The organism is Stenotrophomonas sp. YAU14A_MKIMI4_1 (genome assembly GCF_003086855.1).
GTDB lineage: Bacteria > Pseudomonadota > Gammaproteobacteria > Xanthomonadales > Xanthomonadaceae > Stenotrophomonas.
Genome location: NZ_CP025998.1, coordinates 760665 through 783511 on the forward strand (window position 1 = coordinate 760665; position 22847 = coordinate 783511).

Annotated in this window: 20 protein-coding genes and 1 other RNA gene; 14 read left to right on the top strand and 7 right to left on the bottom strand. The window is 67.4% G+C overall.

Translation table 11 applies throughout. The annotated features are described in order from the left end of the window. The first annotated feature begins 376 nt into the window (after nucleotides 1–376). Together C1931_RS03310 and C1931_RS03315 are read left to right on the top strand one after the other, a co-directional pair. Complete coding sequence (locus C1931_RS03310; protein ID WP_108755404.1) at nucleotides 377–1429, top strand: fimbrial protein; 1053 nt, start codon at nucleotides 377–379, stop codon at nucleotides 1427–1429. A gap of 86 nt (nucleotides 1430–1515) precedes the next feature. After that, nucleotides 1516–3486, top strand: a complete 1971-nt coding sequence (locus tag C1931_RS03315) for an acyltransferase family protein (protein WP_234412870.1) — start codon at nucleotides 1516–1518, stop codon at nucleotides 3484–3486. A gap of 99 nt (nucleotides 3487–3585) precedes the next feature. On the opposite strand, the gene C1931_RS03320 is transcribed toward C1931_RS03315, so the two are convergent. The 4 genes from C1931_RS03320 to C1931_RS03335 all read right to left on the bottom strand — a co-directional run bounded on the left by C1931_RS03320 (nucleotide 3586) and on the right by C1931_RS03335 (nucleotide 7762). Next, nucleotides 3586–4971 carry an FAD-linked oxidase C-terminal domain-containing protein gene (locus C1931_RS03320; protein ID WP_108755405.1) on the bottom strand — a complete coding sequence of 462 codons (1386 nt, stop codon included), beginning with the start codon at nucleotides 4969–4971 and terminating at the stop codon, nucleotides 3586–3588. Beyond that, entirely contained in the window at nucleotides 4968–5546 is a 579-nt protein-coding gene (locus C1931_RS03325; RefSeq protein ID WP_108755406.1) for a metal-dependent hydrolase, read from the bottom strand. The genes C1931_RS03320 and C1931_RS03325 overlap by 4 nt, the downstream gene beginning before the upstream one ends. A 136-nt stretch (nucleotides 5547–5682) precedes the next feature. Continuing rightward, nucleotides 5683–6078: a YraN family protein gene (locus tag C1931_RS03330; protein ID WP_108755407.1), complete on the bottom strand. Its 396-nt coding sequence runs from the start codon at nucleotides 6076–6078 to the stop codon at nucleotides 5683–5685. Next, nucleotides 6041–7762, bottom strand: coding sequence for a penicillin-binding protein activator (locus tag C1931_RS03335; protein ID WP_108757639.1), 1722 nt, complete (start codon nucleotides 7760–7762; stop codon nucleotides 6041–6043). The genes C1931_RS03330 and C1931_RS03335 overlap by 38 nt, the downstream gene beginning before the upstream one ends. A gap of 81 nt (nucleotides 7763–7843) precedes the next feature. Here C1931_RS03335 and rsmI point away from each other — a divergent pair, with 81 nt between their 5' ends. Then, complete coding sequence (rsmI, locus tag C1931_RS03340; RefSeq protein WP_108752172.1) at nucleotides 7844–8662, top strand: 16S rRNA (cytidine(1402)-2'-O)-methyltransferase; 819 nt, start codon at nucleotides 7844–7846, stop codon at nucleotides 8660–8662. Nucleotides 8663–8741: 79 nt separating this feature from the next. Here the strand turns inward: rsmI and C1931_RS03345 are convergent, their stop codons facing one another. Both C1931_RS03345 and C1931_RS03350 read right to left on the bottom strand, forming a co-directional pair. Then, nucleotides 8742–9596: a nucleotidyl transferase AbiEii/AbiGii toxin family protein gene (locus tag C1931_RS03345; protein WP_108755408.1), complete on the bottom strand. Its 855-nt coding sequence runs from the start codon at nucleotides 9594–9596 to the stop codon at nucleotides 8742–8744. Next, complete coding sequence (locus C1931_RS03350; RefSeq protein ID WP_108755409.1) at nucleotides 9593–10195, bottom strand: type IV toxin-antitoxin system AbiEi family antitoxin domain-containing protein; 603 nt, start codon at nucleotides 10193–10195, stop codon at nucleotides 9593–9595. Before C1931_RS03350 ends, C1931_RS03345 begins: the two co-directional genes overlap by 4 nt. Nucleotides 10196–10350: 155 nt before the next feature. Between C1931_RS03350 and C1931_RS03355 the strand changes: the two genes are divergently transcribed. Together C1931_RS03355 and rnpB are read left to right on the top strand one after the other, a co-directional pair. Beyond that, the gene (locus C1931_RS03355) at nucleotides 10351–11133 is read left to right on the top strand and encodes a PDZ domain-containing protein (protein WP_159095446.1); all 783 of its coding nucleotides are present in this window, start codon (nucleotides 10351–10353) and stop codon (nucleotides 11131–11133) included. Nucleotides 11134–11217: 84 nt separating this feature from the next. Continuing rightward, nucleotides 11218–11569: RNase P RNA component class A (rnpB, locus tag C1931_RS03360), an RNA gene on the top strand. Between the two features lie 202 nt (nucleotides 11570–11771). On the opposite strand, the gene C1931_RS03365 is transcribed toward rnpB, so the two are convergent. Next, nucleotides 11772–12560: an NRDE family protein gene (locus C1931_RS03365; RefSeq protein ID WP_108755411.1), complete on the bottom strand. Its 789-nt coding sequence runs from the start codon at nucleotides 12558–12560 to the stop codon at nucleotides 11772–11774. A 323-nt stretch (nucleotides 12561–12883) separates the two neighbouring features. Between C1931_RS03365 and mraZ the strand changes: the two genes are divergently transcribed. Genes mraZ through murG form a run of 9 tightly spaced genes read left to right on the top strand, consistent with a single transcriptional unit; the run spans nucleotide 12884 to nucleotide 22816 of the window. Further along, a complete protein-coding gene (mraZ, locus tag C1931_RS03370) occupies nucleotides 12884–13330 on the top strand; it encodes a division/cell wall cluster transcriptional repressor MraZ (protein ID WP_004143635.1) in 447 nt (148 codons plus the stop codon). 14 nt (nucleotides 13331–13344) lie between these two features. Further along, on the top strand, nucleotides 13345–14313 hold the full coding sequence (rsmH, locus tag C1931_RS03375; RefSeq protein WP_108755412.1) for a 16S rRNA (cytosine(1402)-N(4))-methyltransferase RsmH: 969 nt from the start codon (nucleotides 13345–13347) through the stop codon (nucleotides 14311–14313). Then, nucleotides 14310–14573: a cell division protein FtsL gene (ftsL, locus tag C1931_RS03380; protein WP_108748523.1), complete on the top strand. Its 264-nt coding sequence runs from the start codon at nucleotides 14310–14312 to the stop codon at nucleotides 14571–14573. Before rsmH ends, ftsL begins: the two co-directional genes overlap by 4 nt. Continuing rightward, nucleotides 14570–16417 (top strand): penicillin-binding protein 2, encoded by a 1848-nt coding sequence (locus C1931_RS03385; protein WP_108755413.1) that lies wholly within the window; start codon nucleotides 14570–14572, stop codon nucleotides 16415–16417. The genes ftsL and C1931_RS03385 overlap by 4 nt, the downstream gene beginning before the upstream one ends. Then, nucleotides 16414–17913, top strand: coding sequence for a UDP-N-acetylmuramoyl-L-alanyl-D-glutamate--2,6-diaminopimelate ligase (locus C1931_RS03390; RefSeq protein WP_108755414.1), 1500 nt, complete (start codon nucleotides 16414–16416; stop codon nucleotides 17911–17913). Before C1931_RS03385 ends, C1931_RS03390 begins: the two co-directional genes overlap by 4 nt. Beyond that, complete coding sequence (gene murF / locus C1931_RS03395) at nucleotides 17910–19304, top strand: UDP-N-acetylmuramoyl-tripeptide--D-alanyl-D-alanine ligase (RefSeq protein WP_108755415.1); 1395 nt, start codon at nucleotides 17910–17912, stop codon at nucleotides 19302–19304. Before C1931_RS03390 ends, murF begins: the two co-directional genes overlap by 4 nt. Then, nucleotides 19294–20379: a phospho-N-acetylmuramoyl-pentapeptide-transferase gene (mraY, locus tag C1931_RS03400; protein WP_108752178.1), complete on the top strand. Its 1086-nt coding sequence runs from the start codon at nucleotides 19294–19296 to the stop codon at nucleotides 20377–20379. Before murF ends, mraY begins: the two co-directional genes overlap by 11 nt. 2 nt (nucleotides 20380–20381) lie before the next feature. Further along, the gene (gene ftsW / locus C1931_RS03405) at nucleotides 20382–21722 is read left to right on the top strand and encodes a putative lipid II flippase FtsW (RefSeq protein WP_108755416.1); all 1341 of its coding nucleotides are present in this window, start codon (nucleotides 20382–20384) and stop codon (nucleotides 21720–21722) included. Then, on the top strand, nucleotides 21719–22816 hold the full coding sequence (gene murG / locus C1931_RS03410; RefSeq protein WP_108755417.1) for an undecaprenyldiphospho-muramoylpentapeptide beta-N-acetylglucosaminyltransferase: 1098 nt from the start codon (nucleotides 21719–21721) through the stop codon (nucleotides 22814–22816). The genes ftsW and murG overlap by 4 nt, the downstream gene beginning before the upstream one ends. Nucleotides 22817–22847 lie beyond the last annotated feature (31 nt).

The window sequence follows — 22847 nt, forward strand, 5'->3', positions numbered from 1 at the left end:
TGCAGTAGTGCAAGGGCGGCGGACGGTGCGTGGTTCCAATACCGGAGGTTGATGCGAAACGCCGGCGGGCACGGGGCCCCCACGCACCGCCCGCCATGGACATGCGGACGGATTGCCTGCCGACGCCGCTGAACAGGAAAAGCGGCGCCGACAGGCAAGCGTAAACAACGCATCAACCTAACGGGATTGGAAGCCCGTGCCACCCGTTGTCGATGGCACCTCATCATGCGCATGAAAGCGCCGCGCTACCCATCAGAAAAGTTTGAAAGTCGAAACCACGCGAATCGATCCGCTCTGTCGCGTATCGCGACGGATTGTGGTCATAAGCGTCATAGCGCGCCGCGACGGAGGGTGTTGGGCTCGATCACATCGGCATATGCACTTCGGGCGTGTGTTCAGCACACTTCGCAACAAATTGCATGGTCCACGCTCGCCAACGACGGCACCATGCAAGCCCTTTCTTCCTTCCCTTGGAGCCAAGATGGGCAGTGCCCCCTACCTTGCGCGCGCACTGGTGTTGGTCGCACTGGCCTCGTCCGCCTTTGCCGTGCATGCGGTGTGTGTTCCGGATACTCCCAGCGTGACGTACGCGCAGACCGTGCCCGTGCGCTTCGTGCAGGAACCTGACGTGTTGCTGTACGAGGCCGGCAGTTCCACGATCACCCTGCGCTGCGATGCGGGCGAAGAACTCATCGTGGCACCTCGGCTGATGGGCTTGAGGTATGTGCGCGACATCGACGGCTGGCCGGCATTTGAGACGAGCCCGGATTCTCCGTTGGTGCAGCTGCTGATTGATGCCCTGCCATTGGACGGCAGCGAAGGCATGGAGCCTTGGCCGATCGATCCGCTGAATGATTCCACGTACTCGATCGGAAGCGGCACGGGCGGTTCGGAATTCAGGTTCAGGCTGCACTTCTTTTCCCGCGGTGGCCCAATGCGCCCGCAGCTGCAACGCGCGCTGGGCTCGGTGCAGGTACAGGGCAGCGGGGGGATGGGTGAGTTCCACTTCGAGATCGGCTATGAATTCCAGGGCACCACCTGTGCGTTGATGGATGCCAGTCCGGTGCTTGATCCGATCCGTGCCGATGTACTGGATGCCACCGGCACCGGTGGCGAGAAGGATTTCGCCGTGCAGATGGACTGTGGTGTGCCGGGTCGTCCGGTGTCGCTCGAGATCCATGACGCCAGTGATCGCAGCAACAGCAGTGACATCCTGGCGCCCGCAGCGGGCACCAGCGCGCAGGGTGTGGGCCTGCAGGTGCTGTACAACGGCCTGACGCTGCCGATGGGCCGGGTCTGGGCGCATACCGATTCCACTGGGGCCAGCGAACGCATTCCGTTCACCGCGCGCTATATCCGCCTGCCCAGCGAGCCGCTGTTGGCGGGGGAGATTGTTGGGCAGGCGGTGCTGGTGGCGAACTATTACTGAACGGTCATTGGTCGTTTCTGTAGCAACCCAGCAGCTGTCGCCGTTGCCGCTTGTTCGCCCTGCCATCGATTTCGATGATGGATGGCATGTCCACATCCCCAGCCGTCCACAATCCCTTGATCGATGGCCTGCGCGCACTGGCCGTGCTCGCCGTCGTCGTTTTCCACATAGACGCTGCTTGGTTACCCGGTGGCTTCACCGGCGTGGACATGTTCTTCGTCATTTCCGGCTTCGTGATCAGCCAGGCATTGGCGTCGCGTGCAGCGCAGCCAGCAGGCGTTCTGCTGCTGGACTTCTATCGGCGCCGGGTGCTGCGGCTGTTGCCAGGGCTGCTGGTGATGTTGATGGCCACGTTCATCCTGTCGGCCCTGCTCATTCCGCGTGCGTGGCGCAACGAGCAGTTCGACCAGACCGGATGGGCCGCGCTGCTTGGCCTCAGTAACGTGGTGCTGTCCGGCCAGCAGGACAGCTACTTCTCACCCGGCGCCGAGCTCAATCCGTTCCTGCATACCTGGACACTGGGCGTGGAAGAGCAGTTCTATCTGATCTTCCCGCTGCTGTTCCTGGTTTGGCTGCGCGGCCGCGAGCACTGGTGGCGGGCACGGGCGTTGTTGCCGGTACTCACCCTGCTGTCGTTGTTGTGGGCGGGGTGGCAGGCGCAGGCTGCACCGACCGCGGCGTTCTACCTGCTGCCGTCGCGGTTCTGGGAACTGGCGGCCGGTGCGCTGCTGTACCAGTGGATGCAAACGCGCGCGGGTGGTCGGCATGCGAACGTTGTGGCGGCCGCAGGTCTGGCATTGCTGGTGGTCGGCGTCTGGATCGCCCCGCATCTGCCGATGCCGGTGCCAGGTGTGCTGGCCACTGTGGTCGGCACGCTGCTGCTGTTGGCCGGTGTTTCCCGGCAGGCAGGTGGCGATATCGCCCGGGGCTTGGGCTGGACGCCGTTGGTGTACCTGGGGCGTCTGTCGTACGCGCTGTATCTGTGGCACTGGCCGCTGCTTGTGCTGCTGCGCTGGACCTATGGGCTGCAGGGCGCGGCATTGTGGCTGTACCCACTTCTGCTGCTGGTGGTGTCGGCCGCGTCCTATCACCTGGTTGAACAGCCGCTGCGGCACGCCGGGCCCTTGCTGCGCTGGGCGCCGATGAAGACCCTGGCATCGGCGGTGCTGCTGGTAGCGCTGTGTGGCGTGGGCGCTTGGGCCAGCGTGGAGTACCACGAGCGGATCTCGCTCAGTGTGACCCGTGACAGCCATGTCTGGCAGGCGCGCCGCTACCCGGCCTGGCGGCCGCTGGAGGCGGTTGCGGCGCCGAACCTTGAGGGACGACGCCTCTTTGTGGCCGGCGATTCGCACGCGGCCGCCTATCGCACCATGACCAGCATGGTGGCGCGGCAGACCGGCATGGAAGTGCATCAGAGCGACCAGGGCGGCTGCAGCTTCGTGAACCTGCAGCGGGCCAGCCCGGCCGACTGCCAGAGCTTCATCGAGCAGGCGCTTTCGCAGATCGAAAGCGAGGCGCGACCGGGTGACATCGTGCTGCTGGCGGCGCTGCGTATGCCCGAGCTGCGTGGTTTCGATTGGGCGCAGCAAGATGACCAGAAGGTCTACCGGAACCTGCTGGCCCGACAGACAACGGCCGACGCCCAGGCTGCACACGAAGAAGCCGAACGCGTGCTGCAGCGGTTGCAGGTGCTCGGTGTGCAGGTGGTGATCGACGCGCCATTGCCGCTGTTCAAGGCAGGCGCCTACCGCTGCTCGGATTGGTTCAATCGCATGAATCCTGCATGTACCGGTGGCCTGCAGATGGTCCGCGCCGATCTGGAAATGCTGCGCGCGCCGCAGATGGCATTGCTGGCCGAACTGGCCGCGCGCTATCCCGCATTGACCGTGTGGGACCCGCTGCCGCTGCTCTGCGGGCCCGACGTATGCTCAGCAGTGGAAGAAGGCCAGCCCCTCTTCTTCGACAACGACCACCTGAGCGGGCACGGCAACCGCGTGCTGCTGCCGCACTTCCGCCAGCTGCTGATCGACACCGTAGAGTCGAGCTTGCTCGACTGATCTTCTGTAGAGCCGATCCATGCTCGGCTGCTCTTGCATAGATGATGGGGTCAGAGCCCATCGCCGTTGCGATGGGATCCGACCCCGATCAATCACGCATCACACCGGCGGCAGCACCTTGCCCGGGTTGAGAATCCCATCCGGATCCAGCGCGGCCTTGATCGCGCGCATCGTGGCCAGCGTGGCCGGGCTGAACGCCTGCGCCATGAAATCGCGCTTGGCCAATCCGATGCCATGCTCGCCGGACAACGTGCCACCCAGTGCCAGCGTCAGTTCGAAGATCTTCGGCAGCGCGGCGTGCGCGCGTGCGTTCTCGTCGGCATCATCGGGGTGATAGAGGATGTTGACGTGCAGGTTGCCGTTGCCGGCATGACCGAAGGTGACGATGGTCAGCGTGTACTCGCGTGCCAATGCCTGCACACCGGCCACCAGTTCCGGAATGCGCGACACCGGCACCACCACGTCTTCATTGATCTTGCCCGGTGCGACGGTGCGCAGCGCCGGCGACAACGCCTTGCGTGCCGCCCAGAGCTGGTCACGCGCGCGGCCTTCCATCGCTACGTCCAGTTCGATCATGCTGTCGCCCTCGGCCGCGGTGGCCAGCGCCTGCAGCAGGTAGGGCAGGGTGTCGTGGTCACCATCGGCTTCAACCAGCAGCATCGCGCCGGCTTCCGGCACCTCGGCGCCGTTCAAGCGCAACAACTCCAGGCTGCGTGCATCCATGAATTCCAGACGCGTGGGCACCACCGGTTGCGACATCAGTCGCGATACGGCTGCGGCGGCCGCATCAGCATCGCGGTACAGCACGCGCAGGCCGGCCTGGCTGACCGGCAGCGGGGTCAGTTTCAAGGTGGCTTCCACGATCAGGGCCAGGGTGCCTTCGCTGCCCACCAGCAGGTGGGTGAGGTCGTAGCCGGTGGAATCCTTGGTGTAGGCACCGCCGCAGCGGATCACCTCGCCGGTACCGGTGACCGCCACCAGGCCGAGCACGTTGTCTCGACTGGTGCCGTACTTCACCGCGCGCGGGCCACCGGCATTGCAGGCCAGGTTGCCGCCCACGCTGCAGATCTCCGCGCTGGACGGGTCCGGTGCCCAGAACAGGCCATGCGGCGCAAGCGCCTGCTGCAGGGTGCCGTTCAATACGCCGGGCTGCACCACGGCGCAGCGGTCGCCCGCGCGGATCTCGACGATGCGGTCCATGCGGGTGAACGACAGCACGATGCTGCCCGGCAGCGGCACCGCCGCACCCGTGGTGCCGGTGCCGGCGCCGCGCGCGACCAGTGCCACGCCATGCGCACGGCACACGCGCACCAGCGCCTGCACCTGTTCGATATCGGCTGGCAGCGCAACGGCCGCCGGGCGCTGCCGGCGCCAGGAATTGTCCTGCGCGTTCGTTTCCAGCGCGTTGTCATCCATGCGCCAGCCCTCCGCGCCCAGCAGGACGGACAGTTCGGCAACCAGGGCGGCGGGCAGGGCAGTACTCATGACGGTTCTCGCGGGACAGCAGGGGCGGGTTGAATCAACTTCCAGGCAATAACAGCACCGGTCAGCGGCAGCCACACCCAGCACAGTTCCGATAGCAGCGTGGCCACGCCACGTGCGCTGAAGAACTGCGGCGCGAAGGGCGATACGCGGATCGGCCGCCACGGTGCGAAGAAGCGCTGTTCGCTCCACGGCCAGGCCAGGGCAACGCCCAGGCCGCCGGAAGTCATGGCGTCGAGCAGGGGATGGCTGGCGGCGCAGATGAAGACGAATACCGCCGCCTGTACGGTCGACGCCGCCGTTGGCCCTCGCTGGGTAGGTGCCAACCTTGGTTGGCACAGGAGGCACCACAACGCTGCCAACATCGCCAGCACGCCGGCAAACAGCAGCGAATGACTGGCCCCGCGATGCCCGAACGCATCGGCATAGGGAATGTGCAGCACGAACGCCAGCACATCGGCATCGGGCAGCATCGCCGCCACCACGCCTGCGGCCAGCAGCCACGCCGGAATGCGGCCACGATCCGCGGCGCACCACAGCGCCAGCGGCACAGCGGCATGGGTGATGATCGACGGCATCAGTCACGCACCACGGTAGTGCCGGCCAGGCTGCGCTCTGGCAGGCGCCAACCTTGCTGCGCTCTGGTAGGTGCCAACCTTGGTTGGCACAGAAGCGCCGAGCAAGGTCGGCCTCTACCAAAACGGACGCTACCCATCAGCAATCATCCAACCGGAACGCATCACGCAGCCAGGACAGCTGCGGCGGCTCGCCCGTAGCTTCCACCACATCAAAGCGGCAAGGCGCATCGGCAAGCGCGGGATGGTCCTGCAGGTAGAGCTGCGCGGCATGGGCCAGGCGGCGGCATTTACGCGCATCGATTGAAGCAGCACCGCCACCGAAGTCCGAGCGCGCGCGGTAACGCACTTCCACGAACACCACGGTGCCGGCGTCTTCCATCACCAGGTCCAGTTCGCCGCCGCGGTAGCGCACGTTGCGCGCGCGCGGCTGCAGGCCGGCCTGTTGCAGGTGCTGCTCGGCGGCGGCTTCCACCGCCGAGCCCCGTTGCAGATGCTCAGCGACCACCGGCGATCGGCATCGGGCGGCCACCACTGAAGGTGGACCACGCCGGCTGGCGTAGGATGTTGCCGTTGCTGTCCAGGTACAGCGTGCCGGTGGCGCCATCCAGGCCACCTTCGTTGGACAGCTTTTCCAGGTAGGCGCTGATCTTCCAGGCATCGGCGCCGAAGGCGAACAGGCGGCTGGCCGCACCGCGCGCGCTGGGCAGGGTCTGTGCCACCTGGGCGGCCGACGGCAGGCCGGACACGCTGCGCACGTTCCAGGCTTCGTTCGGGTAAATGATGCCGTCCAGCGCCACGTCTTCTTCCACCTTGCCGCTGCCGGTGGTCAGCTGCGAGGTGCCCACGCGGGTGGCGCCACCGGCACCGGCCAGGGCCAGCTGCGGGGCCAGCAGGCGGGCCTGCGGCGCACGCACGGCCAGGAACACGGCATCGACCTGGCCCGCGTTGCGGACCTGCGCGCCCACGTCGCCCACCGCGTCGCTGATGCTGACGGTGGCGGCAACCGTGCCACCGCGCTGGGCAAAGCGCTGCGCGAAGGCGGCGGCGGCGCGGCGGCCGGTGTCGTCACTGCTGTTGATCACCAGCGCCTTGCTGCGCTCGCGGCCACGCAGGTATTCGGCAGCCACGATGCCATCGTCTTCCGGGGCCAGCGAGAAACCGGCGCTGCCGGCCGGCGGTGCGTCCTTGCCACGGTTCAGGCCCAGCACCGGCACCGGCAGCTGCGCGCGGCCGTACACCGCGTCCACCTCGTCGCGGCCCAGCGGGCCAACCACGAAGTCGACGCCTGAGGCGACCGCCTTGTCATAGGCGGCCAGGGCGCCGGCCGGGGTGCCGGCGGTATCGAAGAAGTTGATCTCCGGGCGGCGCCGGCTTTCGCCGTAGTACGCCGCCAGCAGGCCATCACGCACCGGCTGTGCAGCGGTGGCCAGGCGGCCGCTGAGTGGCAGCAGCACGGCCATCTTCGCCGGCGGGCGGTAGCCATCGCTCATGGCCGGCGGGCGCTTGCTGGTGTCGAACTGGGCCGCGCCGTCGCGGTCGAACGGGCGCGGCAGCGGCAGGCCGCGCGCAATCAGGGCGCGGCCGGCGAAGTTGTACAGCGGGTCGTTGGCCGGCAGCGCGGCGGCGCGGCTGCGCAGGGTGGCATCGTCCAGCGTGCCCAGCAGGCCGGCGATCGCAGCCTGGTTCTCGTTGCGGGCGGTGCCGGTCAGGCCGGCATGGGCGCGGGCACGCTCGGTCGCGGCGGCGAAGCTGTCACCGCTGGCCTGCAGGGCGCTGGCGCGGGCCAGGTACCACCGGGTGCGCAGGCTGGGGTGCACGTTGTCGCCGTGCTCCTTCAGCAGGGCCAGGGCCTGCGCCGGCTGCTTGTCGGCCAGTGCCAGCTCTGCGCTGGCCAGCTGGAAGCGCTGCAGGCTGGCACCGCTCAGCTGGCGGGCGGTCAGCTGGCCCAGCAGGCTGCGCGCGCGGGCGCTGTCACCGGCCAGATGCCAGGCCCAGGCCGCGTCGGCCAGGGTATTGCTGCGGGCCGTGCCGCGCAGGGTCGCGGCCTGCGCTTCCAGCTGCAGGGCGGCGTCGCGCGGCTTGCCCTGTTCAATCAGCGCCAGCGCCTGGCTCTGGGCCGGCGATTCAGGGGCGCTGGTCAGGCTGGTGGTGGCACAACCGGCCAGCAGCATCAGCGAGAGCGACAGGGCGGAGATCCGTGCGGCGGGCTTGTTCATGATCGGGTCCATGCGATGAGGGCAGCGGCCTTGGCCAGGTACACGCTACGATTCTACCCTTGCCCCGTGAGTACCGCTGAAATGAGTGTGCCAACCCTGTACGTCGTCGCCACGCCGATCGGCAACCTGGCCGATCTGAGCCCGCGCGCGCAGGAGGTGCTGCGCTCGGTGGCGGCCATCTGTGCCGAAGACACCCGCCGCAGCGGTCAGCTGCTGTCCCATTTCGGCATCCAGCAGCCACTGGTGGCCCTGCACGAACACAATGAAGAGGCCCTGGCGCAGCGCCTGGTGTCGCGGCTGCAGGCCGGCGAATCGCTGGCACTGGTCAGCGATGCCGGCACCCCGCTGGTCAGCGACCCGGGCTTCCGTCTGGTGCGCGCGGCCCGCGCGGCCGGTATCAAGGTCAGTCCCATTCCGGGCGCCTGCGCCGCCATTGCCGCGCTGAGCGTGGCCGGCCTGCCCAGCGACCGCTTCAGTTTCGAGGGCTTCCTGCCGGCCAAGGCCAGCGGCCGCCGCGACCGCCTGCAGGCGCTGGCCGGTGAAGTGCGCACGATGGTGTTCTATGAATCCTCGCACCGCATTGCCGAATCGCTGGCCGACATGGCCGCGATCTTCGGCGGCGACCGCCCGGCGGTGCTGGCGCGTGAGCTGACCAAGCTGTTCGAGACCGTGCTCGATGGCGATCTGGCCAGCCTGCTGGCGCGGGTGGAAGCCGACGACAACCAGCGCAAGGGTGAGTTCGTGGTGATGGTGCAGGGCGCCGGCGACGACGAAGAAGCCAAGCTGGCCGAGGGCCGCCGGGTCTACGCCAAGCTGAGCGAGCACCTGCCGCCGTCCACCGCCGCCAAGCTGGCCGCCGAGCTGACCGGCGCCCCGCGCAAGGCGTTGTACGGAAGTTGAGTCATGGACGCAGCCACACAAGGCGTGGCTCTACTGCGAACGGGGTCGGATCCCCGAAGGGGCTCCGACCCTAGCCGCGTTATGCCTTGAGGGCGCGGACATATGCGCTGATGTCCCTCACAACGGCATCCAGAGGCTCGGCCTGAAGGCGGTTCCTGCGCAGGAATGCGGTCCACTGCGCCTGCTTCTGGGGATCGCCGGCGAACGTTTCTGACAGGCCGAAGGGCAGCGCCGGCGACCAGCGTGTTCCCTGTAGTTCAAACGTCGCGTTTATCGCCGCCACCAGTGCGGGCTTCGCCATCTCACCCTCGCGCGTGAGCGCCAGCAGGTCGAAGTAATCCTTCATCCTGCTGTTGGCGATGCCCAGCACGGTGATGGCTTCCAGCTTTTCGGCGAAGACGGCTTCCCGCGGGTAGACCCGCAATCGCGGTGATGGGAATTCATCGAGCAGTACCGGGTAGTCGCACTCCGGTGGCGGTTGGGGAACGGCATACCCGAATCCCACGTCCCATTGCACATGACAGCGGGCATTACCCAGTTGAGCGCAGAGCCTCATGCGCAATCCCTGGTAGTGGGAGCCTTCGCGTATCGCGTCGATGGCCAGCGAGGCCATGTCGAACTGCAAGCCATCGTCCAGTTCGATGGCACATAGATCGTGCACGATGCGCATGAGCTGCTGCGGGTCAGCCGCTCCATGCCCCAGGAAGTCGGCGTCGCGGGTCGGTCGATGGGGAGCGTCGAACCAGATCGCAAAGAGCATCGCGCCCTTCAGCAGGAACTGCTGTCGGTAAGGGGACATCGACAATCGGTACAGCATCCGCTCTACCGCGAAGCGATCGAGGACGAGCTGGAAGTCTTCGTTGCGCTCCCGGGCGCGGTCACGCAGCCGCTGCCGTAGGGAGCGGATGCGGTCTGACGAGGGCGAGGAGGTCATGCCAGTGCTTCAAGGTACGGGCGCATCAGTCTGGCAACGCGGCACAGGCGTGCATACAACCACAGCTCATCCGCCGTGGTCGCGCCTTCGCGCAGCGCATCCCGCAGCGCTTCGATGGCAACGTCCATCCCCACCAGATTCCGGTACTTGAAGCAGTCGGCAACGGTTTTGGCCACGCAGGTGGTGCGCATCGATCGGGGTCCGGCCGGCAGGGGCTCCAGCCCCGCCTCCAGTGTCTTTTCCGACATGCGGACAACACGTAGCGGCGGCCAGTCGATACGGGGAGCACGATCCTTGTTGCCAATGGCAATCCAGACCTCGAACGGGTTCTGGGTGGTCAGGCCGTGCTGGCGCAGGGCACTCAGCAGGCACAGCCGCGGCGAAGCCGAGCGCGCTGCGACAACCTGCAGCCCGTCCTGTCCTTCCACCGAACCCTGGTCCGGCAGGACGTACACACCTCGGGACAGCCGTTGCAGGTCGCCCCGGGCCACAAGTCGCGACAGCTGCGTGCGGGCAACCCCAGCGCGCACCAGATCGCGCGAGCGTGCCGCGCCCGTTCGCTGGATCAATGCCTTGGCAAGGGCAAGCGGGTCCATCATGCGCCGAGTGTTCCATAATGCAGGTGATAAGTGAATAAGTACCGACAAAATGGAACGGCGCTAAGATTCCGTGTTCCGGGGGCAGGCCGATAGCGCTGCGAACGGGGTCGGATCCCGCAGGGGCTCCGACCCGTCCCCTTCAAGGAGGAATGAGGATGTTGGCAATTGCACTGCCCCTGCTGCTGGCGGTGGCCGGCACAAACGCGCCCATCAGCGAAGCGGACCTCGGCCCGGAGTACGTCGGCTACGCGCTGTTCGATCCGGGGCTGGTGGAATTCAAGCGGCTGCAGTCGGCCGGCCATTACGGCAGGTACCTGACCTACCGTACGGCGCGCGACGCGCTGGAGAACTACGACGGGTGTCTGCAGGGCGACGCCGGCAACCGCGTGCAGATCGAGGCGGCCTACCAGCAGTTGGTGGACGGCCAGCAGCGCCATGTCAGTGCGGCGCAGTGGCGCGAGCTGCAGCAGGCCCTGCGCGCGGCGCGCACGCGGGTGCCTGAGCGTACGCCATGGCAATGTGCCGGGTTCGTGGACAACGCGCCCTATTTCGATGCGGGGCTGGACGATGCCCTGCTGGGCGCCGCCGAGCTGGCGCGCGAGAAGGCCGGGGAAGGGGAGACGCGCAGCGATGCGCTGCGTCCGGTCCTCGGCGTTCAGATGGGTGGGCCGGCCTTGATCGAGTCCGAGCCTGGCCCAGGCCCGGCCCGCCGGGCGGGCCTGCGCATGGGCGATGAAGTGTTGGCGGTGGCAGGCACCCGGGTGAAAACCGTGTTCGGTGTCGGCCAGGCGTTGAAATTCCACGCGCCGGGCGACCGTGTGGACGTGCGCGTGCGGCGTACGGAGTGGAACGGTTCGCAGCCACTGGTGCGTGAACTGACGGTGGTGGTCGAGTTGGAGTCGCGTGCAGCGGTGATGGCGCAGGAAAAGGGCCGGTAGATCCGCGCCACGCGTGGAGGAATGTGTTGCATGCCGCGATCAACCCGGCAGGAAGGCCGCGCGTAAGTTAGAATGTGCGCTGGCGGAGTCGGCCAGACAGTCGCGTCATCCTTTCGGGGGTGCCGAGGAAAGTCCGGGCTCCATAGGGCAAGGTGCCAGGTAACGCCTGGGCGGCGCAAGCCGACGGAAAGTGCAACAGAAAGATACCGCCTACGTCTTCTTCGGAAGGCTGGTAAGGGTGAAATGGTGCGGTAAGAGCGCACCGCGAGTCTGGTAACAGACCGGCACGGCAAACCCCACCTGGAGCAAGACCAAATAGGGATCCTTTGGCGCGGCCCGCGTTGGATCCGGGTAGGTTGCTTGAGCGTTGCGGTGACGTAACGCCTAGAGGAATGACTGTCCACGACAGAACCCGGCTTATCGGCCGGCTCCGCCTCCTTTTTCGAGTGGCCCATCCACGCATGGCGTGGATCTACCAAGCGCGTCCACGCATGGCGTGGATCTACCGGGAACGCGGCCCATCCACGCATGGCGTGGATCTACTAGGCACGCCCACGCGTGGAGCCGCTCGTGCGTAGAGTCGAGCTTGCTCGACTGCATTGCGCCACGTGAGGACAGTCGAGCAAGCTCGACTCTACCTAGAACGCGGCGTGGCTTTCGCCCAGGAACGCGCCCTGTGCGCCGAAGCGGCGCTCGTGCATCTGGCCGCGGCCGTCGTGGTCGATCAGCAGCACGGTGCTGGCGCGGGTGCCGTAGTCGTCACCGCGGATGAAGGCGGGGCTGAGCCAGCGCTCGCGCTCCAGGCCGATGCCGGTGTCGGGCAGGTCGCTGTCGGCGGGGCGGTGTTCGTCGGCGAGGGCTTCCCAGAGTGGGGTCAGATCCGGGGTCAGAGCCCTTTCGCTTTGCGAAAGGGATCCGACCCCTTCTTCTTCCAGCCAGGCCGAGAGCGCGGCCATCAGTCGGCGGGTCTTCGGCCACGGGGCGTCCAGGGCGCCGTTGGACATGCCGTGCACGCCCGCGTCCAGCGTCTGCCGTTCGGCGGGGTGGTTGCCCAGATACTCAAGGGTCTGGCCATCGGCCAGCAGCAGGTTGAACGGGGCGTAGGCGCCGGCCACCGCGGCCAGGCGGTCCATGTGCGCGCCGGCGGGATCGCGCCCGCGCAGGAAATCGGCCACCAGTGCGCCGCGTGACGGCCCACTCTGTGCGGCCAGCGGGTCGCGCACGTTGGTCACCACCGCCATGCGGCCCGCGGTGCCCACCCCGGCCCAGCCCCCACCCGAGCGCAGGTCGCGTCCGCCGATGATCGCCGGTTCGTTTTCCCAGGGGGCCAACGCCGCCGTGGGGCGGGCGTGGAACTCATCGCGGTTGCCGACCATCACCAACCGCCACCGCGGGTGCTGAAGCCAGCCAAGAGCAAGCAGGCACATGGCGTCATTGTGCCCGGTTTGCGCAGTGTGGCGCCGCTTTCAGCGCGAACTGGATGAATGCGCGGCCGATGTTTCACGCCCTCTGCACGCCCCTGAACTTCGGTTCAATCTCAAAAATTGAGACGGATCAGCAACTTGTGGATAAGCCTTGAACAATTCTCTAAACATTGCTGCAAGCCATTGATGCGGCAGGCGATTTCCCTGCTGAAAAGTTGTTGACAACCCTTCGCCCGCTGCTAAGGTGGGCATCAGAGGGAAATCCGGGTGTTTTGTGGGTTTTCGTGGTTCAATGTTTCACCGGGCGAAGGATAGGTGCACGCGTCGTGTTCCAGGGCGAGACGGCCATCACAGTTGACGACAAAGGACGCATGGCGGTTCCCACCGCCTACCGCGACCTGGTCGCGCGTGCCAGCAACAACCGTCTTGTCCTGACCTACAACCCGTTCGAAGCCGGCTGCCTGTGGCTGTATGCAGAGTCGGAATGGGAACGGGTCCGCGACGATGTGATGTCCAAGCCCAACACCCAGCGCGTCGTGCGCCTGTTGCAGCAGAAGCTGGTCGGCTCGGCCGCCCACCTCGAGCTGGACGGCAACGGTCGTATCAGCATTCCCGCCAGCCACCGCGGTGCGGTGGGCATTGAAAAGAAGGCGGTATTGCTCGGTATGGGCGACAAGTTTGAATTGTGGAGCGAGCAGGCGCATCGGGCCCTGATCCAGCAGACATTGTCTGACGAGGATCTGGGTGATGGGCTTCTCGACCTGAAGTTGTGAGCCGGGGTGCCCGGATGCGCCCAGAAGCGCAGACCGGTCACCTTCCGGTGTCGCAGTCGCCGGCGGTGCACCTGCCGGTCCTGTACACCCAGGTCATCGAAGGCCTGAGGGTGATCGAAAACGGACGTTATCTGGATGGCACGTTCGGTCGTGGCGGTCATGCACGTGGCGTGCTTACCCAGCTCGGTCCCGAGGGGCGCCTGCTGGTCATGGACAAGGATCCGGAAGCCATTGCCGTTGCCGAGCGCGATTTCGCGCCGGACCCGCGCGTGTCCATCTTCCGTGGCAGCTTCGCCCAGCTGCTGCAGTGGAACGAGACGGCCGAAGGCCTGGACGGCGTGCTGTTCGACCTGGGTGTGTCCTCGCCGCAGCTGGACGTGGCCGAACGCGGCTTCAGCTTCGGCAAGGACGGTCCGCTGGACATGCGCATGGACCCGGACAGCGGTGAAAGCGCCGCGCAGTGGATCAATCGCGTGGAAGATCGCGAGATCGCCGACGTGCTGTGGACCTACGGCGAAGAGCGGCAGAGCCGCCGCATCGCCCGTGCCATCGTGGCCCGCCGCGAGAAGCAGCCGTTCACCCGCACTGCCGAACTGGCCGAGCTGATCGCCTCGGTGATGCCGCGTGGGAAAGACAAGATCCACCCGGCCACGCGCAGCTTCCAGGCCATCCGCATCCACATCAACCGCGAGCTGGCCGATCTGGAAGCCGGGCTCGACGCGGCCGTGGAACGGCTCAAGCCCGGCGGCCGTCTGGCGGTCATCAGCTTCCATTCGCTGGAAGACCGCATCGTCAAGCAGTACATGAACCGCCTGGCCAAGGCGCCGCCGGCCAACCGCCGCCTGCCCGAAGCAGAAGTGTTCGTGCCGACCCTGGATCTGATCGGCGGCGCCATCAAGGCCACCGACGAAGAACTGGCCGCCAACCCGCGTGCCCGCAGCGCCGTGCTGCGCGTGGCGCAGAAGCGGGAGGCCGATGCATGAGCCGGCTGCTGCTGATCATCCTGTTGGCCTGCACCGTGGCCTCGGCGATCGGCGTCGTGTTCGTGCGTCACCGTCACCGGCAGACGTTCATCGAGCTGTCGCGCGCCGAGCGTACGCGCGATGACATCAATCTGGAATTCGGCCGCCTGCAGCTGGAACAGGCCACCCTGGCCGAGGCCAACCGGGTGGACCGCATCGCGCGCGAAAAGCTGGGCATGAAGTTCCCTGAAGCCGCCGACGTGGTGGTGGTGCGCCCATGAGCAAGACCGGCCGCAACCGCCCGCGCAACGCCTTCAACCTGCGCCAGCGCCTGCGCTGGGTCGCCCTGGCGCTTGGCCTGTGTTCGGTCTCGCTGGTCGGCCGCGCCGCCTACGTGCAGATCGTCAACGCCGATTTCTACCAGCGCCAGGGCGAAGCGCGTTACCTGCGCGAGCTGCCGATCAAGACCTCGCGCGGCATGATCACCGACCGCAACGGCGAGCCGCTGGCGGTGTCCACCCCGGTCGCCTCGATCTGGGTGAACCCGCAGGACCTGCTGCGCTCGCCCGAGCGCATTCCCGAGCTGGCCCAGGCCGTGGGCATGTCGGTGGACGAACTGAGCAGCCGTCTGTCGCAGAAGTCGGACAAGGAATTCATGTACCTGCGCCGCCGGATCAATCCGGACGAGGCAGAGAAGGTGGTGGCGCTGAAGATTCCGGGCGTGGCCGCGCAGCGCGAATTCCGCCGCTTTTACCCGCAGGGTGAGGCGATGGCGCACGTGCTGGGCTTCACCAACATCGACGACCGCGGCCAGGAAGGGCTGGAGCTGGCCTTCGACGAATGGCTGCGTGGCAAGGCCGGCGCCAAGCGGGTGATCCGCAACCGCAAGGGCGAAACGGTGGAAAGCGATCTGCTGCGCGCCGCCGAGCCGGGCAAGGACCTGACCCTCAGCATCGATCGCCGCATCCAGTACCTGGCATTCAAGGAACTGCGCAACGCACTGGTGGCCAACAAGGCCGCCGGCGGTTCGATGGTGATCATGGATGTGGCCACCGGCGAGATCCTGGCCATGGTCAACCTGCCCACCTACAACCCGAATTCGCTGAACGGTGCGGTGCCGGACACGCGTCGCAACCGCGCCGTGACCGACCTGGTCGAGCCGGGCTCGACGATGAAGCCGCTGACCATTGCCACGGCGCTGCAGGCCGGGGTGGTGACCAAGGACACCATCATCGACACCAACCCGGGCTACATGTCCGTGGCCCGCTTCACCATCCGTGATGTGCCGCGCAACAACGGCGTGCTCAACGTGACCGGCGTGATCACCCGCAGTTCGAACATCGGCGCGGCCAAGATCGCCGCGAAGATGACCGACCAGACCTTCTATGACGGTGTGCGTCGTTTCGGCTACGGCTCGGTGCCGCACAGTGGTTTCCCCGGTGAATCCGGTGGCGTGGTGCGCCGCCCGGGCAACTGGGATGGCGCCACCAAGACCACCATGTCCTACGGCTACGGCCTGAATGTCACCCCGCTGCAGATCGCTACGGCCTATTCGGCCCTGGCCAACGGCGGCAAGCTGATCGCGCCGACCTTCGTGAAGGGCCAGCGCAACGAAGGCAAGCAGATCATCGATCCGGCCGTGGCCAAGGAAGTGGTGGCCATGATGGAAACCGTGGTGACCCAGGGCGGCGCCAAGCAGGCGGCGGTGCTGGGCTACCACGTGGCCGGCAAGACCGGTACGGCACGCAAGGCCGGCCCGGGCGGTTACGAGCGTGGCCACTACAACTCGCTGTTTGCCGGCGTGGTGCCGGCCACCAACCCGCGCTTTGCCACCGTCATCGTCATCAACGACCCGCAGGGCGGCAAGTTCTATGGCGGTCTGGTCTCGGCGCCGGTGTACCACAACGTGATGGAAGGCACCCTGCGGCTGATGGATGTGCCGCTGGACGACCTGCAGTCGTGGCTGGCCGCCCAGCAGTCCGGAAAGATGGGCCATTCGGCGTCCATCCTGCCGGCACCGCCGGCTGAAACCGCGTTGCCGGCCGATGCCGCCGCCGAATTCGACGCCGCGCTGCCCAGCGCGCAGAACCATGTGCCGGCCCCGCCCGCGGGAGGCACGCAATGAGCCCTTCGATGTTGCTTTCGCAGTTGCTTCCCGACGTTGCCCTGGCGGGCAATGATCCCGTTCTGACCGGCCTGGTGCTGGACAGCCGTGCCGTGCGCCCCGGTAATGCCTTCGTGGCGATTGCCGGTTTCGGCGCCCATGGTCTGGGCTTCGTCGACCAGGCGCGTGCCGCCGGCGCCAGCGCCATCCTGTTTGAACCGCCGGCCCCGGCCGAACTGCCTGCGCCGGCCGACGCCATCGCCGTGCCCGGCCTGCGCGCCCGCCTGGGCGCGATGGCCGACCAGTTCCATGGCGCGCCGTCGCGCGCGATGACCATGGTCGGCGTGACCGGCACCAACGGCAAGACCTCCACCGTGCAGCTGCTGGCCCAGGCCTGGCACCTGCTCGGCACGCCCAGTGGAAGTATCGGCACCCTGGGTGCCGGTCTTTATGGTGCGGTGGAACCGACCGGCTTCACCACCCCGCTGGTGCTGCAGATGCATGCGCTGCTGGCGCAGCTGCGCGCCGACGGTGCGCAGGCCGTGGCGATGGAAGTGAGCTCGCATGCGCTCGACCAGGGTCGCGTGGATGCCGTGCACTACGACGTGGCGGTGTTCACCAACCTCACCCGCGACCATCTGGATTACCACGGCGACATGGCCAGCTACGGCGCGGCCAAGGCACGTCTGTTCCATCGCCCCGGCCTGAAGGCCGCGGTGGTGAACCTGGACGATGCGTTCGGTCGCCAGCTGTTCGCGGGTCTGCCGGCCGGCGTGCAGCCCATCGGCCTGAGTTCGCGTGGCGCCGAGGGCGCCCGCGTGCGTGCCGAAGCCCTGCAGCTGGATGGCCGTGGCATCGGCTTTGAACTGGTGATCGACGGCGCGCGCGCTGCAGTGCAGTCGCCGCTGCTGGGTCGCTTCAACGTGGACAACCTTCTGGCCGTGGCCGGCAGCCTGCATGCACTGGGCCAGCCGCTGCAGCGCATCGCCGCCGTGCTGTCGGCGCTGAAGCCGATCCGCGGCCGCATGAACCGTCTGGGCGGCGAAAACGGCCTGCCCACCGTGGTGGTGGATTACGCACACACGCCTGATGCGCTGGAACAGGCGCTGGACAGCCTGCACGGCCACCTGCAGGGCACGCTGTACTGCGTGTTCGGCTGCGGTGGCGAGCGCGATACCGGCAAGCGCCCGCAGATGGCGGCCATTGCCGAGCGCCTGGCCAACCAGGTCATCGTGACCGACGACAACCCGCGTGGCGAAGACGGCGATGCGATCGTGGCCGATATCCTGGCCGGCTTCACCGACGCCTCGGCCGTGACCGTGCAGCGCAGCCGCGCGCGGGCGATCGGCCTGGCGGTGAAGCGCGCCGGTGCGGGCGACATCATCCTGATCGCCGGCAAGGGCCACGAGCCCTACCAGGAAGTGAAGGGCGTGCGCCACGACTTCGATGATACCGAAGTGTCGGCGGCCGCGCTGGCCGCCAAGGCCGGTGTGCTCGCAGGGGAGGGCGCGGCATGAAGCGCACCCTGCTTTCGCTGATCGCACATTGGGCCGGTGGCGAGATCCACGGCGACGACGTGGCCATCGACGCGGTCAGCAATGACACCCGCAGCCTGGGCGCGGGCAGCCTGTACGTGGCCCTGCGCGGCGAGCGTTTCGACGGCCATGACTTCGCCGCCGACGCACACGCGCGCGGCGCCAGTGCGCTGCTGGTCGAGCGCCTGCTGCCGCTGGACGTGCCGCAGGTGCTGGTGGCCGACAGCGAACTGGCCCTGGCCAGGATCGCCGCCGGCATGCAGCGCGACCGTGGCACCGAGGTGTTCGCGATCACCGGCAGCAACGGCAAGACCAGCGTGAAGAGCCTGTTGCTGTCGATCCTGCAGCAGGTGGCCGCGCACGCCCACAAGGTGGTGTACGCCAACCCGGGCAACCGCAACAACGAGATCGGCCTGCCGCTGGCGGTGATCGATGCACCGGAAGATGCCGACTACGCCGTCTACGAGATGGGCGCCGGCAAGCCGGGCGACATCGCCTACCTGACCGACATCGCCCGCCCGCGCTACGCGCTGGTGAACAACATCGCACCGGCGCACCTGGAACGCATGGGCAGCCTGCTCGGCGTTGCGGTCACCAAGGGCGCGATCTACGCATCGCTGCCGGCCGATGGCGTGGCGGTGATCAACGTGGACGACGCCTACGGCCGCTGGTTCGAACAGCATTTCATTGGTACCCCGGCCCGTTGCCGGGTGCTGCGCTATGGCCTGGAACACAGCGCCGACCTCATCGCGCGCGATATCCGCGCCGGTGCGCAGGGCAGCCAGTTCACCCTGGTATCGCCGCAGGGCGAGGTGGGCGTGGTGCTGGGTCTGCCCGGCCGCCACAACATCAGCAATGCGCTGGCCGCCGCCAGCCTGGCACTGGGCGCAGGCATCGGCCTGGACCTGGTGGCCGCCGGCCTGGCTGCCGCGCAGCCGGTGCCGGGCCGCCAGATCGCCCACACCCTGCACAGCGGTGCGGTGCTGGTCGATGACAGCTACAACGCCAACCCCGGTTCGCTGGCCGCGGCCATCGATGCCCTGGCCGCGGCGCCGGAAGAGGGTTGGCTGGTGTTGGGTGACATGCGCGAGCTGGGCCCCGATGCCGAGGCCCTGCACGCGCAGGCCGGCCTGCGCGCCCGCGCGGCCGGCCTGAAGCGTCTGTATGCGCTGGGCCCGCTCAGCGCCGCCGCCGCGGTTGCCTTCGGTGAAGGTGGCCGCCATTTCGCCACCCATGATGCGCTGTCGAAGGCGCTGCAGGACGAGTTGCACGCTGGTGTGCGCTGCCTGGTCAAGGGTTCCCGTGGCAGTGCCATGGACCTGATCGTCAAAGCGCTGCTGGCGCAAGGAGAGGAATCCCCGCATGTTGTATGAACTGGCTCGATGGTTGCAGCAGTTGGAGAGCCTGTTCGGGCTGTTCAACTACCAGACCTTCCGCGCGATCCTGGCCGCGCTGACGGCGCTGTTCCTGTCGCTGTGGCTTGGCCCGGCGGTGATCCGCCGGCTGGCCCAGTTCAAGGGCGGCCAGCCGATCCGCACCGACGGCCCGCAGACCCACTTCTCCAAGGCCGGCACGCCCACCATGGGCGGTTCGCTGATCCTGCTCACCGTCACCCTGTCGGTGCTGATGTGGGCCGACCTGCGCAACCGCTACGTGTGGCTGGTGCTGGCGGTCATGCTGTGCTTCGGTGCCATCGGCTGGTACGACGACTGGATCAAGATCGTGCGCCGCGACCCGAACGGCCTGAAGTCGCGCTGGAAGTACCTGCTGCAGTCGATCTTCGGTCTGGCCGCGGGCATCTTCCTGTTCCAGACCGCCGATGTGCCGGCGGCGCTGACCTTCTACATCCCGATGTTCAAGTCGGTGGCGCTGCCGCTGGCCGGCATCGGCTTCGTGGCCATCGCCTACTTCTGGATCGTCGGCTTCTCCAACGCGGTGAACCTGACCGACGGCCTGGACGGCCTGGCGATCATGCCCACCGTGCTGGTGGCCTGCGCGCTGGGCGTGTTCGCCTATGCGTCGGGCAACGTGGTGTTCGCCAACTACCTGCAGATTCCGCAGATTCCCGGCGCCGGTGAGCTGGTCATCATCTGCGCGGCCATTGCCGGCGCGGGCCTGGGCTTCCTGTGGTTCAACACCTATCCGGCCATGGTCTTCATGGGCGATATCGGCGCGCTGTCGCTGGGCGCGGTGCTGGGCACGATCGCAGTGATCACCCGCCAGGAACTGGTGCTGGTGATCATGGGCGGCGTGTTCGTCATCGAAACGCTGTCGGTGATGATCCAGGTCGCCTCGTTCAAGCTGACCGGCAAGCGCGTGTTCCGCATGGCGCCCATCCACCACCACTTCGAACTGAAGGGCTGGCCCGAGCCGCGCGTGATCGTGCGCTTCTGGATCATCTCGGTGGTGCTGGTGCTGATCGGCCTGGCCACGTTGAAGGTGCGCTGAGCATGAACGACCTGTCCCGCCAGGCAACCCGCCTTGAAGCCATCGAAGGCAGCTACGACAAGTGGCTGCTGGGCGCGATCATCGCGCTCACGGGCGTGGGCGTGGTGATGGTGGCGTCCAGTTCGATCGCGCTGATGAGCAGCCCGTTCTACTACCTCAACCGCCACCTGATCTTCCTGGCGGTGGGCATCGTGCTGGCGGTCATCGCCGCGCGCACCGAACTGAAGTCGATCGAGCAGTACAACCAGGTGCTGCTGCTGGGCTGCTTCGCGCTGCTGCTGGTGGTGTTCATTCCCGGCCTGGGCAGCAGCGTGAACGGCGCCCGCCGCTGGATCAACCTGGGTATTTCCAAGTTCCAGACCGTGGAAGCGGTGAAGGTGCTCTACATCGTCTGGCTGTCCAGCTATCTGGTGCGCTTCCGCGATGAAGTGAACGCGACCTGGCCGGCCATGCTGAAGCCGCTGGGCGTGGCCGGTGCGCTGGTGGTGCTGCTGCTGCTGCAGCCCGACTTCGGTTCCTCCACCCTGCTGCTGGCCATCACCGCCGGCATGCTGGTGCTGGGCGGGGTGAACATGCCGCGCATGTCGATGCCGGTGGTGATCGGCCTGGTGGGCATGAGCGCACTGGCCATCATCGAGCCGTACCGCATGCGCCGCATCACCTCGTTCCTGGACCCGTGGGCCGACCAGCAGGGCGACGGCTACCAGCTGTCCAACGCGCTGATGGCGGTGGGTCGCGGTGAGTGGACCGGCGTGGGCCTGGGCAATTCGGTGCAGAAGCTGTACTACCTGCCCGAAGCGCATACCGACTTCATCTTCTCGGTCACCGCCGAGGAATTCGGCTTCCTGGGCACCTGCGTGATCATCGCCCTGTATGCGCTGCTGGTGGGCCGCACCTTCTGGCTGGGCATGCGCTGCGTGGAAATGAAGCGCCACTTCTCCGGTTACATCGCCTTCGGCATCGGCCTGTGGATCAGCATGCAGACCTTCGTTTCGATCGGCGTGAACCTGGGTATCCTGCCGACCAAGGGCCTGACCCTGCCGCTGATTTCGTCCGGCGGTTCGTCGGTGCTGATGACCTGCGTGGCGATGGGCCTGCTGCTGCGCGTGTCCTACGAACTGAAGCGCGCCGAGCGCCGTCAGGCCGTACGCATCGGCGCGGCCGACGAAGGCGCACCGGTGGCAGCGGCCAGCGCGCCGGCAGCCCCGGCGGCCCCGGCAGCGGCGCCTTCGGTGGCCAACGCTGCGGCCAGCACGGCGGCCGCGGCAGCGCCTTCGGCCGCCGCGCGTGGCACCAGCCGCCTGCAGTCGCGCATTGAACCGACCTTCGGGAGGCTGTCATGAGTGCCGCCCCGACCACCACCGCCAGCAACCGCCCGGTGATGATTTTGGCCGGCGGTACCGGCGGCCACATCTTCCCCGGCCTGGCCGTGGCCCGCGTGCTGCGCGAACGTGGCGTGCCGGTCACCTGGATGGGCGCCGACGGCGCGATGGAAACCCGCCTGGTGCCGCAGCACGGCATCCACATCGATACGCTGGCCATCACCGGGCTGCGCGGCAAGGGCAAGCTGGCCCTGCTGGCCGCCCCATGGCGGCTGATGCGCGCGCTGCGCGCGGCCGGCATGATCATCCGCCAGCGCCAGCCGCGTGCGGTGGTCGCCTTCGGTGGCTTTGCTTCTGGCCCCGGTGGCATGGCCACGCGCCTGCATGGCCTGCCGCTGATCGTGCATGAACAGAACCGTGCGCCGGGCCTGACCAACCGCATCCTGTCGCGCTATGCGCGCCGCCTGCTGACCGGCTTCCCCGGCACCTTCGCCAAGGGCGAGGAGTTCGTCGGCAACCCGGTGCGCGCGGAAATCGCCGCCATCGCACCGCCGGAACAGCGCTTCGCCGACCGCCACGGTGCGCTGCGCGTGCTGGTGGTTGGTGGCAGCCAGGGCGCACGTGCGCTGAACACCGGCGTGCCGCAGGCCATTGCCGCGCTGGGCGCCGGCGTGCCGGTGCAGGTGCGCCACCAGAGCGGCGAGAAGATGCACGCCGAAGCGGTCGAGGCGTATGCCAAGGCCGGTGTGCAGGCTGAGATCACGCCCTTCATCGCCGACATGGCCGACGCCTTCGCCTGGGCCGACCTGGTGGTGTGCCGTTCCGGCGCATCCACCCTGGCCGAGCTGTGCGCGGTGGGCGTGGGCAGTGTGCTGGTGCCATTCCCCGCCGCCGTTGATGACCACCAGACCCGCAACGCGGAGTACCTGGTGGAGCGCAACGCGGCCGTGTTGCTGAAGCAGGACGGAACGCTGGCCGACGGCATTGCCGCACTGCTGCGCGAACTGTCCGAAAATCCCGCCCGCCGCATGCAGATGGCGCAAGCCGCGCGTGCCCTGGCCAAGGTCGATGCCGCCGAGCGCATCGCCGATATCATTCTTGAGGAAGCAGTATGAAGAAGGCCTGCCATAGCGCCTGCCACGCGCG